This window comes from Streptomyces sp. HNM0645 (genome assembly GCF_030056615.1).
GTDB classification, from domain to species: Bacteria; Actinomycetota; Actinomycetes; order Streptomycetales; family Streptomycetaceae; genus Streptomyces; species Streptomyces marianii.
Map to the genome: position 1 here is coordinate 1 of NZ_JASHLT010000038.1, position 16,275 is coordinate 16,275.

The following is a 16,275-nucleotide window of genomic DNA, read 5'->3' on the forward strand; positions in this document are numbered from 1 at the left end:
CCTCGGTTTCGGCCGGAACGAACCCCTCCAGCGTCCCGGACCCGTAGCAACTCACGTCAGGGCAGACAGAAGCACCCCCGGCGCACGCCACGGGATTTACCACGCCCACGGCGCGCGCCGAAGGCGCGCTGCGCTGCTGACCTGCGGTTTCGCGGTGACGCAGGACCCTGGGGGTGTGTCACCCGGTGACGCATGCCTGCGTCACCGGGTGACGCAGGTGACGCGGGGTGACGCAGGAATCGGCGGTCTGCGTCACCGCTGTTTCGGCAGGTCACTGGCCGTTTTCGAGGTGTGGGTGACGCAGGTGACGCGGGGTGACGCAGGAATCGGCGGTCTGCGTCACCGCTGTTTCGGCAGGTCACTGGCCGTTTTCGAGGTGTGGGTGACGCAGGTGACGCAGCGTCTTCCTACCTAGGACAAAGAGAGGGTGGTGTCTGTTGTAGGGCGCGGCTCAGAGAGTGAAGAGGGAGCCGCTGCGCGGCGCGCCCCTTACAGGGCGGCGCTGCCGCCGAACAGCAAGAGGAGCACGCGCGGCCGGGTGCTCCTCTTGCTTGTGCGGGCGGTCTCGGTGCCGGCCGGTCAGAAGGCCGCTTCCTGCTCCGGCGAGGGCGGCGCGGCGGCCGGCCGCGCGATCTCGATGTGGCGGGAGGTGTTGGTGCGTCCCCAGTCGATGAGGACGCCGCGGGCGGCGAGGGTGGGCTGAAGGCGCTTGAGGCGGTCGGAGAGCACCTTGCCCGTGGTCGGCCACCCTTTGGGCAGGGGGCGGCATTCCTCGCCGGTGTAGAGGCCGGTGAGGCTGTGCAGCCATTCGGCGGACGTCATTCGCTGCTCGGTGCCCGGGTCGATGCCGGCGGCGTGCTTGAGCACCGTCTGTGCCAACAGGTCGCCCTCGATGACGTCGTCGTTGAGGTCGTCCAGGCTGGCCCGGTAGGCGGCGAGAGCTCCCAGCCCGGTGGCCGCGTCCAGCTGCGCGCACAGGTGCGCAAAGTCCGCCATGCGCAGGTCAGTCGGGATGTCCGCCTCCGCGGCGCGTACCTGCACGGTGAGGTCCAGGAGCGAGCCGAGGATGACGGGCAGCACCTCGGCGAAGTCGGACCACAGTTCCGCCTCCGTACGGCGGACGCGGGGGCGTTCCAGCCGCAGGGGGAGGAGCCGTTCGGCGAGGTCGGGGCGGATGACACCCACATCGATGCCGGTGAGGAGCAGGGGGCGGCGGTAGCCGATGCGGAAGACGTCCCCGTCGGTGAACAGGGCACGCTTGACGTTCTCCGCCCCGGTCACGATGCAGCACATCGCGTCGGACAGTTCCGGCGTCATGTGGGAGAGGTTGTCCAGGGCGGTGACCCATCCGGCAGCCACCGCCGTGATCAGGTTCTCCTCGTCCTTCGGGGCCCGGCGCAGGTCCCCGGTCATGCCCTCGATGATCCGCACGAGCATCCGCCCACCGGTGGACTTGCCCGCGCCCTGGGGGCCGGTGAGGAACGGGGCGGGGACGGGCACGGCCGGTCCCAGGCAGCCGATGAGCCACGCGATGGCCAGGCACTCGGTCTCCGCGGTGGCGAAGTTACACAGCCGCATCAGCAGGTCGATGCCCTTGCGGTTCGTGTCCTTGGCCGGGAGGGGCAGTTCCCCGGTGAGCTGGGTGCGGCGCCAGCAGACTTCCTGTGGGTCGGGGACGGCGAGGTCCCATCCGGTGGGGTGGATGCGCACCGACTGCCCGTCGCTGCGTCCCAGGTCCAGCCAGGTGGCTCCGTCGAATCCGGGGGCGACGCGAATGTGCACGGGCTGCACGTCCTCGGTCAGCGCGAGCGCTTCGATCAGGTCGAGTGCTTCCTTCATGGCGGTGCCGTTAAACACGCCGATGCCGTCCTTGAACAGTCCGACCATGAGTTCCTGCCGGTGACTGCCCGTGGTGCCTTGGGAGCGGATGGGGCGGGCCACGGGGTGGCCGTTGCGCTGCGCGTACACGGTCCCATCCGCGGTGCGGAAGTACCGGAAGTGGGATTGCGCGTAGTCGGTGATGATCTCGCGCGCGGGGTTCTTGTCGTCGTCGGACATGGTCACAGTCCCAACGTCGTGCGGGCGTTGGTCCACGCGTCCATGCAGTGCCGGGCCGTCTCACCCTTGCTCTGCGCAGCGGTGAACAGCCGGGCGATGTGGGTGTCGGTGAGGCAGCCGCACCGGCCGTGCGTCGACAGCACGGCCAGGAACGTCCGGAACACGGTCGCGTGCACCGCGCTCCGTGCCTCCGTGATGCGCTGCTCCGCCATGGCGATGCCACGGTCCAGGTATGCGGGGGTGCGGTGCGGGCACTCCCCGTTCCCGGCTCGTGCCGGCACCACGACGGCCTGCGGCGCCGGGCGGACCGGGGAGGGTTCCTTGACGGCCAGCGCGCGGACAACGTCTGGCAGATCGGCCATCGTGCCGGTGCCCGGGCCGAGGTAGCGGGCATAGGCCATGGTCGACTTGATGTCGACACCGGGGCGCACCGCGTTGTGGGACGACATGGTGCCCCGGTAGATCCAGTGCTCACCGCGCGTCGTCGGCACGATCCGGGTAACGGGCAGGGTCTCGCGCGCCCACGCGACGGCCGCCGCGTCGTCCAGGTCCACCACGGTCAGACCGGCGCCGCCGGGGTGGTAGGCCACGGTGACGGCACGGCGCCATGCGGCCGTCCAGGCCGGGGAGGTGAGGACGGCCGGGTCGGTGGTGGCGGCGGCCCACGCGTGGCAGACACCGGGGCACCGGCACGGGCCCGCGCTCTTCATGTTCGGCCGGCCACCGCACACGTTGCCCGCGCAGCGGCGGCAGTTGCCGAACGGCACCTTCCCCGCCCGCAGGGGCAGCACCGGCACCCCGGTCGCGGCCAGCGTCAGCACGATCTGCAGGAGTTCGGGCAGCCGCGGCCGGGGGCCGGGCACTCGCCGGATGGTGGTGGGTTGGGTCATGCTGGGAGACCTCCACAGGTCAGGTGATGGCAGGTGGACAAGGGCGGCCCCGGTCTTTGGCGAGAGGGGGGCCGCCCTTGGCGTAGCTAGCCGTGGAAGTGGTTGCGCTTGAAGACGGCCCGGCGGATGTTCACCGTGGTCCCGCCGCGGTGGCCGCCGGCTCCGAGTACCTGGACGGCGATCCAGCCGCCGAAGACGACGGCCGCCAGGATGATGAGCTGGGTGACGAACGCGGTCAGCGCGGCGATGAACGAGGTGAGCAGCAGCAGGCCGCCGCACACCGCGAGGAACCCGACGCCCCCGAGGGCGACGTTCACCGCCGTGCGGGAGACGGCCGGCTTCGCAACGACGGGCGCGGGCTGCGGGTGGTCGATGGCGTAGCCGGTGACGGTGCGGCCGTCCGGCAGGACGATGCTCGCCACCGCCGGAACGGTGCCCGGCTGGACGGGGACGACCGGTGCCGGCTGGACGACGGCGGGCGGGAGCGGGGTCGGGTGATAGGCGGTCACGGACCGCTCGGCGGGCACTCGGCGGGCGTGTTCGGGGTACATGCGGAATCCCTTCCGGCGCGAGGCCAGGGAGGCAACGGCACCCCCTTCGGAGTGCCGTACGGAGGGGTGTTTGGAGGGTCTGACCTGCGTGCCTCCCTGACTCCCTGCACGATCATTCGGGCAGGTCAGGGCCAGGGAGGCGGGTCAGGGAGGTGTTCAGGGAGTTCTCCCTGTCTCCCTGACCCGTCGGCGGTTGGCTCCCTGTCGTCAGTCGGCGGAAGCGGAACCCTCGGTGTCGCGGTCGGTCAGGGCGCGGGCGACGCGGTCCCGGGCCACGCACATGACGCCGTCGGACTTGTACGGCCCGGCGCCGGCGTCGTCCAAGACGCGCTTGAGGTCGAGGAACGACCAACCGCCGTACGCGCCCGGGTTGCGTGCGGCGAGCCGGGCGAGGACGTCCTTGGTGCGGACGCGGGGCGCGTCGCCGACGACGGCGGCGATGTCGGCGAGCGAGTCATGCTCCTGGCCCCGCTCGATGGCGTGCAGCGTGGTGATGCCGTCCCGCAGTGCCTTGGCCCGGTCGGTGATCGCGGTGGCGGCGTCGTCATCGATATAGTGCGTGCGCACCGTGATGGACGACTGACCGGCCGGGATGGTGATCCCGTCGGAGGCGACCACCAGCGTGCCCCGGTCCAGGCCGGGCCGGAGCAGGTTCGGTGCGGCCCCGCCGTCGACGGCCTTGTCCCCGAGCGCCATGCGGGCCTGCGACTCCGTGCCCAGGGCGAGGGACGCGCGGGTGTGCGCACCCTCGCGCACGAGCTTGGGCAGGTTCTCGTTGGTCGGGTCCTGAGTGCCCTGCCACATCAGCACGTTCACCGCACGCCCCTGGTTGTGGATCTTCCGGACGGCCATGAAGTACCGGGAGTTCGCCTTGGACCCGCCATAGGGGCGCTTGTCGGCGTCCTTGGCCGGGCACATGAACGCCACCTGCGCCTCATCCACCAGCACGATGAGCGGCGGGAAGGTGGTGCCGGGCGGGGCCTGGATACGGCGGTTCATCTCGTCCACCGCACCCTCAACCATCTCCGTCACCTGGATCACGTGCTCATCCGTCGGCCCCTGGATCAGCGTCGTGGCGAGCCCATCGAACATGGCCCAGTCACCCACACCCTTGAGGTCCCCCATGAGGAACTGCACCGAGCGATCCAGCGACAGCCACAGGGCCAGCGAGCGCAGGGCCACGGTCTTGCCCTGATTGGACAGGCCCGTGATGAGCAGGTGGCGCTGATACAGGGACAGGGCAGCGGCGTCGCCGCGCAGGTCCTGACCCCACGGCGCCTTGCCCTTGGTGTAGTCGGCGGTCATCGTGTCGTCGGTGACCAGCGGGGAGGGGCCGATCGGCTCATCCAGCGCCCCACTGTCGGCGATCCACAGCCGCACCGTCCGCGCGGCCTGCGGGATCGTGATGAACACCTCGTGCTCGTGCCGAGTGAGGTTCTCGGCGAGCTTGCGGCGCTTGCTCTGCACCTCGTTGGTGGACACCCCCGAGGGAAGCGTCACGTCGACCTCCACGCCGCATCCGGCAATCGTGATCGGCCCGAGCATGGACGCGCCGGCGTCGCCCATCTCCTTGATGGCCCGCGCCAGCGCCGGGACGCCCAGGTCTCGGAGGGCCTTGACCACGATGGACGGCGTGATCGGCTCCCCCTCGCCCGAGCGGACGTTCGCCGGGAGCGCCCAGGCGGGGGCGGCGTGCTGCTTACGGCCGACCGACCACAGGGCGAGCAGCGCGAGGAACGGGCCGATCGTGATCGCCGGGCCCCACACCACCTGCACGATCCGGATCAGTAAGGCGATGAAGTCGATGGTCGCGGACAGCGGCGTGACGACGTCCCCGGCCTGGCCACTGTTGAGGGCCATGACGATGCCGAGGGCGACCAGCACACCGACGCTCATGCCGGCACCGACGGCTACGCCCTTGGCGGCGTCCACCGGGGAGTGCAGGAGGTCCATGCGGCGGTGGTGACGGGCGGCGCGGAAGCGCTGCAACCGCTCCTCCCACTCCTCCGCCGCCTCCAGGTTCCCCGCGGCCTCCGCCGCCCGGATCATCCGCTCATACCGCGAGCCGGTACGGCCGTCCCACGCACGGCGGGCCACGATCCGCCCGCCGTTGAACGTGTACAGACCGTGCCGAACCATGGCGCGGCCGGCCGACCGGGTGCGCTCGTGCGTGACCGCGTGCTTCACGGCGCGGCCGGAGCGCACCCACAGCGGCACCGGCCGCGCGGGCGGCGCGTCCGGGACGACGGTGAGCACGGTCGGGGCCGTGTCGCCGGTCGCGGGTTCGGCGGGCGGGTTCGTGTGCTTGTAGAGGTGAACGACGTTCTCAGACATGCTGGGAGATCTCCTGACTGCCCCCAGCGGGGGCGGGAGGGAGGGAGAACCGGGGTGGCCGTATCCGTAGGAAGAGGCGGCCACCCCGGCGCGTGACGGGGCTGGTCACCACCAGCCGGACGACTTCTTGGCGGCCTTGGCGCGGGCGGCGTCGTTGATGAGCCGCAGCCGCTCGGCGTACAGGGCGGACAGTTCCGCGTTCAGCCGCGTCTCGGCGGCGCTGCTGGTGGACTCCATCTGCGTCTCGGCGCGGCCGGTGCTGCGGCCCCGGGCGACGCGGTAGGCGCCGCCGGCGGCGGCGCGGAGCAGAGCGCGGCGCTCACGCCCGTTCAGCGGCCACAACTCACCCCGCTGAACCGCTTCCAACTTCTTCGTGGTCGCTCGAATCTCGCGGTCCAGGCGGCGCAGTCGGCGTTGCTCACAGGGTGCTCCCATCGGGCCCGTGCGGGCCGGGGTCGGCGCAGGGCACGCACGTGCCCAGCGCGGTGGGGATGACGTATCCGGCATCGCGTCGGCAGGAAGGGCAGGTGCGGCGCGCCCGGTTGGCCGCGGCCAGCGCCGCCCGCCGGGCGGGCGTCATGGGCCGGACCGGTAGGGCGAGGTCGACGCGGTACAGGTAGGCGACCAGCGGCCCCCGCCGGCGGCGGGGGCGCTCCAACTGCGCGGCCACGTCCTGACCACCGGGCCGCAGGCCCAGGGCGCGGAGTTGACGGCGCGTGGCGTAGCCGTCCGGGGCCAGGCGCCACCGGTACACCGGCAGCGCCCCCATCACGCCACGCGCTTCCACGCAGCCCGAAGGCGCACCTCGGAGGCGGAGTGACCGGCGGCCCGGAAGCGGGCAGCCATCTCCCGGTAGGAGAGAGCCGGGGTCTCGCTGGTGCGGATGTCGTCGACGATGACGTCCAGGGCGTCATCGGTGAGCGCCGGCGCGGCCTCCAGCGAGCGGGGCGTCAGCGGCTCGGTGGGCCCCCACACGGGGAGTTCCCAGCGGGGTGTGACACCGGGTGTGACGCGGGCCGTCACGCTGGTGAGCGCCCTGCCGGTCTCCTCACCGGCGCGGGCCGTCTCCAGCGTCGACCACGCCCCGGACAGCGTCTGCGCGGTCTTGGCTTGGACGCGTGCGACGCGGGCCCCGGCCTCCGTCACGGCCGTCAGCCGGGTCTCCTCGGTGGCCGCTTCGGCGCGCAGTCGGGCGCGGGCTACGGCCGCTTCGTCGCGCGCTTCCTGCTGGATCCCGCGGATCGCGTCCAGGGCGACCGGGGTGAGCGCGGTGCGCTCCCACAGGCCATGGACCAGCCACAGGGCCTTGGCCGCGAGCGGCAGCCACGCCACGGCCAGCCACGCCCCGGCGGAGTGCTCGACGCTCAGCGCGTGCGCGACCAGAACGGCGGTGGCGAGGACGCCGAACGACCAGCCGACGGCGGTCACCGTGCGGTTGTGGTCACCCTGCGCGGCCAGACGCCGTTCATAGGCGAGGGTGGCCAGCCAACCGCCGTCGATACCGAGACCGACGACCAGCGCGACCAGCCACGGCATCGCCGAACCGAGCCACATCACCACCACCGCGAGGGTGAGCACCATGGACACAGCCGTCATCGCGACGGCCGGCAGTACGGTCTTGGCCCTCATGCGGTGGCCCCTTCCTGCTCGCGCACCGCGACGGCCGAGATCAGAACGACCGGCGTGGAGTCGTCGTCGGGGTCCCGGCTGTCCTCCGTCCAGGACCACGCCGCGTCCGGCGCCACCTCGTAGCCGAGGGCGGCCAGCGCCGCCCGGCGCTCCGCCCCGGTGGGCACCGGCCCGGACCGCTCCCACCGGAAGGTCGGCCAGTCCGGCACTCCGTACAGCACGACGTACAGACGCCACGCGCTGCCGTCGCTCGACATCTGCGCGGTCAGCGTCTTCACGCCGCACCCCCGGGAAGGCTCGCGTCGGCGGTGCGGTTGAGCATGGCGACGCGGGCGGCGAGCGCGCGGCGGCGGGCCCGGCGGATGCGCCGGGTGTCCAGCTCGGTCGGCGTGCGGTCGAGGGTGACGATGTGCGCGTCCAGCAGCTCGATGCCCGCCAGGATGACGGGCATCTCCCGCTCGATCGCGTCCAGCTCGGTGTTCGTCGGCTCCATGAAGTCGGCGAACGCGGTAACAGCGTCCTGAACAGTGACGATGTGGTCCATGGGTCGTGGTTCCTTCCAGCGAGGAACGGCCCGTCGCGGCTCCCGGGGTGCCACCCGGGAGCCGCTTGCCGTTGGAGTCGGTTCCGGCTCCCCTCAACGCCGCTCGTACGAGACGAGCGGCGGAGGCAACCGGCCGCCGCGCGATGCGGCGAGGGTCGGAGGTACGCGGGCCTGAGCCGCGCCGGACACCTTTTGCGGGAGGTGACGGCCCGTACTGCGCGATATGGATCTGTGCCTCAGTCCCGCTCCTCCGAGGAATCGCATCTCGGTCTCTTCGCGTGGCGTGCATGCCCTTGGGCAGATCCGGTCTTTTGAGTCGGTTCGTGTCCCTGACGGGAGGTGACCGACTGGTCTCCGCTCATCTAGGCCGGCATGGTCACGGCCGTTAAGTCCATGGCGGATCACGCTTTTCAGTTTTCGCGCAGGTAGGCACACTTGGAGGTGTTGCACCACATGCTCAACTTGTTGGTACAAGCTGATGCAGTGATGCTGCACTGACGGACAGTGAGACGTCAAGGGGTTAGGGGCCACATGTACCAACAAGTTGCGCGAGTACGTCATGATGGGGCCATGAACAAGCAGCCGAAGTACCGGCAAGTGGCCGACGTCCTGCGCCGCGAGATCGTCAACGGCACCCATGCACCTGGATCGCGGCTGCCCTCTGAGAACGACCTACAGGAGCGCTTCGACGCGTCGCGGAACACCATCCGCAACGGGCTGAGGCTACTGGTCAGTGAGGGGCTGATCTCGTCCAGTCAGGGACTGGGGTACGAGGTCAAGTCGCACGAGGTGTTCGAGCTCAACGCGTCCCGCTTCGAAAACCTGACGTTTCCGCAGAACGGCGACGCGTACAACACAGATGTGACGAACGCTGGGCGCCGGCCGCACCAGACGTTCCGTGTCGAGATGCTGCCGGCGTCGCAGGAGATCGCTGGACGACTGAAGATCGAGCCAAGTACGAAGACGGTACTGCGGTTCTGTCATCGCTACGTGGACGACGTTCCATGGTCCACGCAGGCGACCTACTATCCAGCGTGGCTGGTCGACGCGTCGCCGAGACTCGCTGAGCCTGGAGACATCAAAGAGGGCACAACGTCGTACCTGGCTGCGCAGGGTATCGAGCAGGTCGGGTACTTCGACGAGATCGCGGCACGAATGCCCACCCCGGAGGAAGCGCGACTCTTGGAGATCGGAGCGGGTGTGCCGGTGATGCTCTGGACTCGAACAGGCTACTCAGTAGACCGCCCCATCCGGTGCACCATCACGACGTTCCGGGGGGACCTGAACCGGATGAACTACGAGATTGGCGACCTAGCCGCCCGGAGCGAAGACAAGTGATCGTCACCCCCGCAGAGCCGCACGACGTATCAATACTGCTGGCTTTCCGCGAGGAGGCCGCAGCTTGGCTGCGCGGTCTCGGGTCCGATCAGTGGAGCCGTCCGTACCCGGCTGACAAGCTGCTGGCCACGATCGAGGCGGGCACCGTGTTCATGCTGCGCGACGGGCACACCACTGCCGGCACCATCACCCTGACCCCGGACGCCGAAGACGGGCTGTGGACTGACGAGGAACTGGCCGAACCGGCGATGTTCGTCAATAAGCTCACCGTCGCGCGGGAGTACGCCGGACGGAACATCGGCACTCGGCTGCTCGACTGGGCAGGTGAACGAGCGTACCGGGCGGGCGCCCGTTGGGTTCGCCTGGACGCTTGGACGACAAATGAGGCGCTCCAGCGGTACTACACCACCCGAGGCTTCACGCACGTCCGCACGGTCCGGGAGGGCACTGCGGTGAACGGCGGGCCGCGTGTCTCCGGGTGGCTTGCGCAGCGAGCCGCACGGCCGGCAGACCATGGATTCACGGACCGTACGCCAGCGCCCGAGCGACTCCCGTTCGCAACTTAAACGGGAGTCGCACGACTGCCCGGCCTACCCGATGAGGTGGCGGAGGAAGTCGGTGACGAACTTCTCGACCTCCTCCTTCGCGCTTGCGTCGCGAACGTCGATGCGGTCGATGTACTTGACCCCTGCATGACGAAGAAGCCGTTCCCTGCTCTTGTCGTCAGAGCTACGGCCCTTGTGATGCGGCCCGTCAACCTCGATCACTCCTACGTATCCCCTGTAGGTGACCAGCAGGTCCGGCTCGAAAACGTGGTCACGCACCTTCATCGCGCTGAGAGGGACGATTCCTATCGTGTCGTTGTCTGGGAGTTCTTGCTGCCGCTCACGCAGGACGGCGTAGACACGCCACTCCCACTCGTTCGTGAGGTGCAAACCGTCAGCTTGCGGATGAGCTTGCCCAATCCGCACCTTGCGGGCGTGGTTGGAAGGGCGCGCCTTGCCACCGGCCGCCAATTGCTCCCGCCAGTTGGCCCCCACCTCGGGCAGAATGGCGCGTGCCCGCAGACCCGAGACGCCAAAGTTTTCTCGGTCACAGACCTCTTGCATGGCTGACAACGCGCGCTGTTGCACCTCTTCGGTGAAGCGCTCTAGCTGGGGGTGATCGAGGTCGAGTACGACTTCGAACCAAGGCTTCCCCCAGTCCTCCTCCTGGTACTCCAAGTCGCAGAAGTCGGCCTGCGCCAGCAGAGCAGCGATGTCCTCGTGCCCCCGTTGATGTAGAAGGGTGGCGCTGACGGCCAGAACCTTCTCAGCGCGGGCGCGGGCGAAGTCATCGTGCGAGTAGTTGTCGGGGTTCTGCAAGATCTCCTGGAACGGAACGGAAGCTGCGTTCATGCCCTGATTCTGGCAGCCTCCACTGACAACAGGTCCTGCGGCGGGCGAAGTTGATCAGCCACGGTAGGGATATGAGGGATGGCTGCGCACACGCGTCTGGCGAGGCTGCTCCTCTTCGTGAGTGAGGTCCGAGGTGACATCGCCGGGCCCTCGCTGGGGGTCGCGTCCCGCGAGGTGGTGTAGGCGATCATGCGCCTCGACGTACGGCACGCGGCTCGCGATGATCTCCATGCCGGGCGCGGTACGCGAAGGAGCCCGGTCAGGCGCCGGGAGTGCCCCGACCGGTCGAAGTGCTCAGCGTGACCTGCGAGTTCCGGTCCGCTGATCGGCTGCACCACCCGGCGGGACGCCATCCCTCGATGCCCGTACGCTTCACGCTCGTGAGGGCAGAACGTGCGACGTATCAGCTCTGAATTTTCGGACTCTATGGATAGCGTCAGAACGAAGCGTCAGCGACGCCGTGCAGACGCGGGAGCTTCCGCTCGCCCGTCAGTTCGGCTACGCCGAAGGTGCCAACTCCACACCGTGTGTCCTATGAGAGCCACGGCGACGACGCATGCTGCGGCGCGAGTTGCGTTCCAGGTCATGGCGAAAACCGGACCCTGCGAGTCCGCCTCTACGCTCAATCGCTGAGTCGCTTCAAAAAAGGCGATTAACGGGACAAGCAGACGGAACAAAAGGCCGCCGACTCCGGGTGTTCGTGCTACTTTCCCCACGAGCCCCACAGGCGCACCAAATGCGAAAGCCGCTATTCCCCACACGAGCATTTGCCCCCCACTGGAGGCGCCAGATTCCATTCCCTCCGGAATGGAGGTGGCGAACTCCGTACCGGCCGGAATAGAGGGGCTCGCATCCTTAAACAGGTAGTACGCGACTACGCCGACAGTCAATCCCAAAGATGCGAGCAATGCCGACTCGATTTTGGATCGGCTGAAATAGCCCACCAGTAATGCATAGCAGGCCCATGGCCAACCGCTAGAAAAGACAATACTCAGGGCGACACAAACGGGGTTATCCCATTTTCCGGCAACGGGGCCCACTAGGCCAAGTAACACACCCGCCGCGAGAGACACGGTGGCCGACACAACGCGAGAACACGTAAAGCGTATGATGTCTCTTCCCCGTTCAGTGACGAAAGTCCGAGTTGAAGGTGGTGCCGTTCTTGGGCTGTGCGGGCCGCCGAACAGCCCAAGAACGACTCACCAACCTATCTCACCTTCCGAGGTTCCACCGCTCGGTTCTGCAGCCAGAACCTAGTCGACGCTGTAGTAGGTGTAGCAGGTGTAGCCATGCCCCCCGGTGAGGCTCGCTTGAGAGGTGCTGCGGGCTGCAGCCCAAGCGCGATGTGTACCGCCCGCGATCTTCACCGTGGACGAGTGGCCCTTCGTCAGGTGGTAATAATTCGAGTAGCAGCGCTTATGAAATACCCCGGGGCTGACCTCTGTTGTATACCATCCGTAACACCAGGTGCCACCGCTGGACGGGTTGACGCACGCCTCCGACAGCGCACCAACCGAATCCGCCGAAGCGTCCATCTTGAACGTCACCACACCCCATTCAGAGGGGTTGCCCAGATCTGCAGGAGGCTGGATGCCGTCCCCGCGGTGGTGAACGGTTACGATGGCTCCGGAGGCGCTGGCGGTTGTAGACGCGTCCGCGGCGGCTGGCGCCGCGAGGCCTACACCCGCAATGGCTGCCCCCACGATGGCGAAAGCGACGGTTCTTCCGGCGATCTTCACAAGATTCCCTCCCCTGTTTTCCCTTGTTGGGAACGGGGGAGATCCTTCATAGATCCACACCCGTCGGCAAAGGTAAATCGGTTCTGCTGGCTCAAAACTTCCTTGATCGACTTTTGTGTCACCATCTGGACATTACAACATTTATCGCCGCCCACCTTAAGGCGATAATCTCGATAAATCCATCCGATCCGACACCTCAGCCATCCGTCGCCTTCAGCACTGAAGGTTGGCCAATACCTAACGGTCGGATTTGCCTATCGCGTCGGCGTGCCCCCTTCCCGTTCGCGCGATCCCGGACGCAGGCGATGGCCTCGCGGCGAACTATCCGCGACTCGGTTAACGCTCAACCGGGTGCTGCTATCCCCCGCGCTTCGACCGGTCGGGGCACTCCCGGCGCCTGACCGGGCTCCTTCGCGTACCGCGCCCGGCATGGAGATCATCGCGAGCCGGGTGCCGGACGGCAGGGCGCATGATCGCCTACACCACCTCGCGGGACGCGACCTCGCTGGGCCCCGTTTGGGCCCTCCGAGGTCGACCGACGACGACCAACAACGACCAACAACGACGGCCCAACCGCAGGTCAGCTAAGGTGCGTGGTCCGCTGACCAGGGGCGAAAAACGGGCCCGCCAGACCCAGGGCAAGAAGAAGTAAGCGCCCACGAATAAGCCCCCTGCCTGCGGTTTCTCCGCCGGGAGGGGGCTTGTTGCTGTGCTGGGGCCGTCTCTGGGCCGTCAGGAGCGGCGGTCACCCCGCCACTCGTACGCACCGGGTGACGTCTCGACCACCTCAACCGGGGTAGACCTCACGCACCCGAGTGAGAAGGTCGCGCTGCTCGGCGGCCCACGTCGGCGGTAGTACGAACAACGGGAGAGTGACCGTGATCCCAGTCGACGGCCCGTCGTGCACGGACACCAAGAGCCCGCCGCTCTCCTGGGGCTTGAACCTTATGGAAGGAGTCCGCCCGGAGTTGAGCCACGTCGTGAACCGTCGGGCCTCCAGCCCCGCCAAAGTCTCCTCCCAGTCCTCCAGGTCCTCAGGGAAGAGGGTCACAGCGAAGGAGGCGTTGAGAGACTCCTCAGCCACGATGACGATCTCGCAATCGAGGAGGTCATGCATGGCCGGTCAGGATCCCGGGTTGATAGCGACCCAGGACGCGCACAAAGACACTATGCCCACTGGTTCCGGGCCTGTCGGCCAGATGGATCAAATTGATGACGTCATCCGCAGAGTGCATGGATTCCCTCCCCGAAGTAACCGCGTTCGAGCATCCTGCCGAACCACTGGCTGATCTCACGGTTCGGGGTGCAGACGCTTCACATAGATCTCGGACACGGCTCTGCTGGTCCGTTTCCGGCTGGAGGGCATGAGGTGCGCGTACACGCGGAGCGTCAGGCCGGGGTCCGCATGGCCCAGGTACTCGGCAAGCGCCTCGATGTTCACCGCGCGGCCCGGTGAAGATCAGCCGCTTGGTGACTAGAGGCCCGTCTGCCACCTTCCACGGCAAGGTGATGTCGACTGGCGGGAACCGCTTCATGTGAGCCCGCAGGGCATCAGCGACCGGCCCGGGAAGCGGCACGTCCCGGAGCTTGCCGCCCTTGGGCGGGGCGAAGCTCTTCAGGCGGGGGGATCGCGGTGCACACGGCCGCCCGCGCCCACCTGAAGAGCCGTGGTGCGTCGGGTAGAGCGGAACGGGCCCGGCGACACTCGCCCAAGCCTGCCGTCTGCCCCTTGGAAGGCCCTCAGGATGGCATTCCGGGCGGGGAGGTCCGGTCGCCCCCTGGATTGCCGTCCTCGCGCGCACAAGCAAGAGGAGCACCATGGTCAGGCTGCCAAGGGACGCGCGGCTGTGACTGAGCGCTTCAGTTGGCGGATCAGCGGTTGAGTCGGCGGGCCGGAGCGCTGTACTTGACGGGCGCAGTAGCGCGCCGGGGGTTGTCGGTCATGGGCCCCGGATGCCCCGGGTGGCCGCGAGAGCGATGAGTGGAACACCCAATTTCACCGAGGCAGGCTGTACTCATGCGAAGGCTCTTCCACGGAGCCCCTCCGCCAGGAGTGGGCGGTAACAGCCGGGCCCTTTTCCGAGTCGCGCAGTGCGTGCCGTTCGTGGTCGTACTGGTCGCGCTGGGCATCGAGCTCTCGCCTGCACACTTTCTGGTCACCGGCACTTTTCTCACCGCGATGCCCGCGCTGGCCGCGTTGACGATGGGCCCGAAAGGCATCCTGTTGGTAGCGGCTCTCGCTCTGGCCACTGACCTGGTCTCCCCCGCCTACGACCTCGCGTACTACAGCAACATTGTGAGTCTCCTCCTGGTGTCCCTGGCCAGTGTCACGATGAGCAACGCCATGCGTACGCGCAGGCAGAGCGAGCTCGACCAGGTCCGTCGGATCGCCGTGGCAGCGCAGGAGGCCATCTTGCGTCCGGTACCCGCCCGGCTGGGCCCGGTGCGGGCGGCCAGCATGTACCTCGCGGCTGAGGCGGGGGCGCAGATCGGTGGTGATCTGTACGAGGCTGTGCAGACCCGGTACGGGGTCCGGCTGATCGTGGGGGACGTCCGGGGCAAGGGACTGCCTGCCGTGCGCGCGGCCGCAGCCGTGCTGGGCGCGTTCCGGGTGACCGCGTGCTACGAGGATGAACTCGCGGAGGTGATGAACCACTGCGCGGCTGCGCTGCGACAGGAGAGCGCCGTGCCCGGTGCGGTCGATCAGGAAACTCTGCTGGAGGGGTTCGTCACCGCGCTCGTAGCCCAGGTGTCCGACACACCCGAGGTCCAGGTGGTCAACCGCGGCCATCCGCCTCCGCTGGTGCTGCACCAGGGCAAGGTTCAGGCCCTGATGCCCACCTCACCGCTGCCGCCCCTCGGCCTGGAAGACCTCGTCACCGGTCCTCCCCTCAAGGCGGAGAGCCATCCGTTCGCACCGGGCGACCGTCTGCTGCTGTATACCGACGGCGTGATCGAGGCCCGCAACCCTGACAGCAATGACTTCTTCCCCCTGCCCGAAGCCATGGAGGCGGTGCACACCTGCACCCCGCACGAGTTCCTGGAACAACTGCACCGCGGATTGATCCGCCACACCGCCGGCCGCCTGGCGGACGATGCGGCGATGCTCCTCGTCGACCGTCTCAACGAAGAAGCAGGCAAACACGCAGCCGGCGCGGCTGGCGCCTCCTGAAGTGACAGACCGCAGTGATCTCCCGGCGACGTCCCGAGCGCGGTGCCTGGCGAGTCCCGCCAACTGAAGCGCTCAGTCACAGCGGCCGTAGGCCGCTCCTTCCTGCTCCACCCCCGAGGCGCCGGTATCCCGCTGGCGCCCGCGCCTTGTCGCTTGTCGCTTGTTGCGACAAGGCATGGCTGCACTGTGAGGGAGTCCGAAACGGGCTCTGACCTGCGAGCCGACAAGCGACAAGACAAGCGACAAGCGGCCCAGGGTCCGATAGCGGTCCGGCAGTGCCCCTCTCGTGGGCGCTCAAGGACCAGGTTCCGGGGGCTGCCTAGATGGCACGCTAACCGCTAACGTGCTGGTCACCAGCGGTTTTGGTCGCTAGCGGGGTCGCTGACGTTAGCGGTCCCTGCCGCGAGCGATAGCAGCAGATCGGGCCCAGAGCCGGGCCGAATCCTGGAACCTCTGTGGAACCTCCGAGGTCAACCACCAACGACCGACAACGACCACCAACGACCGCCCTACGGCCGGTCAGTTGAGGTGAGCACCCCACTGACCAGCCCCAAAAACCGGACGGTCGAAACCCAGGGCAAGAAGAAGTAGGGCTGGTGATCATGCCTCCCAACTGCGCATAT

The 16,275-nt window shown here is 68.2% G+C and carries 15 protein-coding genes and 1 pseudogene; 3 read left to right on the plus strand and 13 right to left on the minus strand.

The features are described 5' to 3' along the window. Positions 1-579: 579 nt before the first annotated feature. From QMZ92_RS24270 to QMZ92_RS24310, 9 genes are all read right to left on the minus strand, one after another. The gene (locus tag QMZ92_RS24270; RefSeq protein ID WP_283299646.1) at positions 580-2,058 is read right to left on the minus strand and encodes an AICE element replication initiation protein; all 1,479 of its coding nucleotides are present in this window, start codon (positions 2,056-2,058) and stop codon (positions 580-582) included. Positions 2,059-2,060: 2 nt separating this feature from the next. Further along, positions 2,061-2,948: a bifunctional DNA primase/polymerase gene (locus tag QMZ92_RS24275; protein ID WP_283299589.1), complete on the minus strand. Its 888-nt coding sequence runs from the start codon at positions 2,946-2,948 to the stop codon at positions 2,061-2,063. 86 nt (positions 2,949-3,034) lie between these two features. Beyond that, positions 3,035-3,499 (minus strand): hypothetical protein, encoded by a 465-nt coding sequence (locus QMZ92_RS24280; RefSeq protein WP_283299590.1) that lies wholly within the window; start codon positions 3,497-3,499, stop codon positions 3,035-3,037. Positions 3,500-3,706: 207 nt separating this feature from the next. Beyond that, positions 3,707-5,833, minus strand: a complete 2,127-nt coding sequence (locus QMZ92_RS24285) for an FtsK/SpoIIIE domain-containing protein (RefSeq protein ID WP_283299591.1) — start codon at positions 5,831-5,833, stop codon at positions 3,707-3,709. A 105-nt stretch (positions 5,834-5,938) separates the two neighbouring features. After that, positions 5,939-6,268, minus strand: a complete 330-nt coding sequence (locus QMZ92_RS24290) for a hypothetical protein (protein ID WP_283299592.1) — start codon at positions 6,266-6,268, stop codon at positions 5,939-5,941. Next, the gene (locus tag QMZ92_RS24295; RefSeq protein WP_283299647.1) at positions 6,252-6,602 is read right to left on the minus strand and encodes an RRQRL motif-containing zinc-binding protein; all 351 of its coding nucleotides are present in this window, start codon (positions 6,600-6,602) and stop codon (positions 6,252-6,254) included. Before QMZ92_RS24295 ends, QMZ92_RS24290 begins: the two co-directional genes overlap by 17 nt. Then, positions 6,602-7,462, minus strand: a complete 861-nt coding sequence (locus QMZ92_RS24300; RefSeq protein ID WP_283299593.1) for a protein spdB — start codon at positions 7,460-7,462, stop codon at positions 6,602-6,604. The genes QMZ92_RS24295 and QMZ92_RS24300 overlap by 1 nt, the downstream gene beginning before the upstream one ends. Beyond that, positions 7,459-7,740: a DUF6303 family protein gene (locus QMZ92_RS24305; protein ID WP_283299594.1), complete on the minus strand. Its 282-nt coding sequence runs from the start codon at positions 7,738-7,740 to the stop codon at positions 7,459-7,461. Before QMZ92_RS24305 ends, QMZ92_RS24300 begins: the two co-directional genes overlap by 4 nt. Further along, a complete protein-coding gene (locus QMZ92_RS24310) occupies positions 7,737-8,006 on the minus strand; it encodes a DUF6284 family protein (RefSeq protein WP_283299595.1) in 270 nt (89 codons plus the stop codon). The genes QMZ92_RS24305 and QMZ92_RS24310 overlap by 4 nt, the downstream gene beginning before the upstream one ends. Positions 8,007-8,576: 570 nt before the next feature. Between QMZ92_RS24310 and QMZ92_RS24315 the strand changes: the two genes are divergently transcribed. Both QMZ92_RS24315 and QMZ92_RS24320 read left to right on the plus strand, forming a co-directional pair. Continuing rightward, positions 8,577-9,344, plus strand: a complete 768-nt coding sequence (locus QMZ92_RS24315) for a GntR family transcriptional regulator (RefSeq protein ID WP_283299597.1) — start codon at positions 8,577-8,579, stop codon at positions 9,342-9,344. After that, positions 9,341-9,910 (plus strand): GNAT family N-acetyltransferase, encoded by a 570-nt coding sequence (locus tag QMZ92_RS24320; RefSeq protein WP_283299598.1) that lies wholly within the window; start codon positions 9,341-9,343, stop codon positions 9,908-9,910. Before QMZ92_RS24315 ends, QMZ92_RS24320 begins: the two co-directional genes overlap by 4 nt. 24 nt (positions 9,911-9,934) lie before the next feature. Here QMZ92_RS24320 and QMZ92_RS24325 read toward each other — a convergent pair whose 3' ends face one another. The 4 genes and pseudogenes from QMZ92_RS24325 to QMZ92_RS24340 all read right to left on the minus strand — a co-directional run. Continuing rightward, positions 9,935-10,741, minus strand: a complete 807-nt coding sequence (locus tag QMZ92_RS24325) for a hypothetical protein (RefSeq protein ID WP_283299599.1) — start codon at positions 10,739-10,741, stop codon at positions 9,935-9,937. Between the two features lie 1,253 nt (positions 10,742-11,994). Further along, positions 11,995-12,480, minus strand: coding sequence for a lactococcin 972 family bacteriocin (locus tag QMZ92_RS24330; RefSeq protein ID WP_283299600.1), 486 nt, complete (start codon positions 12,478-12,480; stop codon positions 11,995-11,997). Positions 12,481-13,267: 787 nt separating this feature from the next. Then, positions 13,268-13,597 carry a DUF5959 family protein gene (locus QMZ92_RS24335; RefSeq protein ID WP_283299601.1) on the minus strand — a complete coding sequence of 110 codons (330 nt, stop codon included), beginning with the start codon at positions 13,595-13,597 and terminating at the stop codon, positions 13,268-13,270. 174 nt (positions 13,598-13,771) lie between these two features. Beyond that, positions 13,772-14,090, minus strand: a pseudogene (locus tag QMZ92_RS24340) (site-specific integrase); the annotation flags it as partial. Positions 14,091-14,584: 494 nt separating this feature from the next. On the opposite strand from QMZ92_RS24340, the gene QMZ92_RS24345 reads away from it, so the two are divergent. Further along, positions 14,585-15,652: a PP2C family protein-serine/threonine phosphatase gene (locus tag QMZ92_RS24345; protein ID WP_349307757.1), complete on the plus strand. Its 1,068-nt coding sequence runs from the start codon at positions 14,585-14,587 to the stop codon at positions 15,650-15,652. Positions 15,653-16,275 lie beyond the last annotated feature (623 nt).

Coding starts and splice junctions, on each gene's coding strand:
- QMZ92_RS24270 (WP_283299646.1), bottom strand. CDS start 2,058: ATGTCCGACGACGACAAGAACCCCGCGCGCGAGATCATCACCGACTAC.
- QMZ92_RS24275 (WP_283299589.1), bottom strand. CDS start 2,948: ATGACCCAACCCACCACCATCCGGCGAGTGCCCGGCCCCCGGCCGCGG.
- QMZ92_RS24285 (WP_283299591.1), bottom strand. CDS start 5,833: ATGTCTGAGAACGTCGTTCACCTCTACAAGCACACGAACCCGCCCGCC.
- QMZ92_RS24310 (WP_283299595.1), bottom strand. CDS start 8,006: ATGGACCACATCGTCACTGTTCAGGACGCTGTTACCGCGTTCGCCGAC.
- QMZ92_RS24325 (WP_283299599.1), bottom strand. CDS start 10,741: ATGAACGCAGCTTCCGTTCCGTTCCAGGAGATCTTGCAGAACCCCGAC.
- QMZ92_RS24280 (WP_283299590.1), bottom strand. CDS start 3,499: ATGTACCCCGAACACGCCCGCCGAGTGCCCGCCGAGCGGTCCGTGACC.
- QMZ92_RS24335 (WP_283299601.1), bottom strand. CDS start 13,597: ATGCATGACCTCCTCGATTGCGAGATCGTCATCGTGGCTGAGGAGTCT.
- QMZ92_RS24290 (WP_283299592.1), bottom strand. CDS start 6,268: ATGGGAGCACCCTGTGAGCAACGCCGACTGCGCCGCCTGGACCGCGAG.
- QMZ92_RS24295 (WP_283299647.1), bottom strand. CDS start 6,602: ATGGGGGCGCTGCCGGTGTACCGGTGGCGCCTGGCCCCGGACGGCTAC.
- QMZ92_RS24300 (WP_283299593.1), bottom strand. CDS start 7,462: ATGAGGGCCAAGACCGTACTGCCGGCCGTCGCGATGACGGCTGTGTCC.
- QMZ92_RS24315 (WP_283299597.1), top strand. CDS start 8,577: ATGAACAAGCAGCCGAAGTACCGGCAAGTGGCCGACGTCCTGCGCCGC.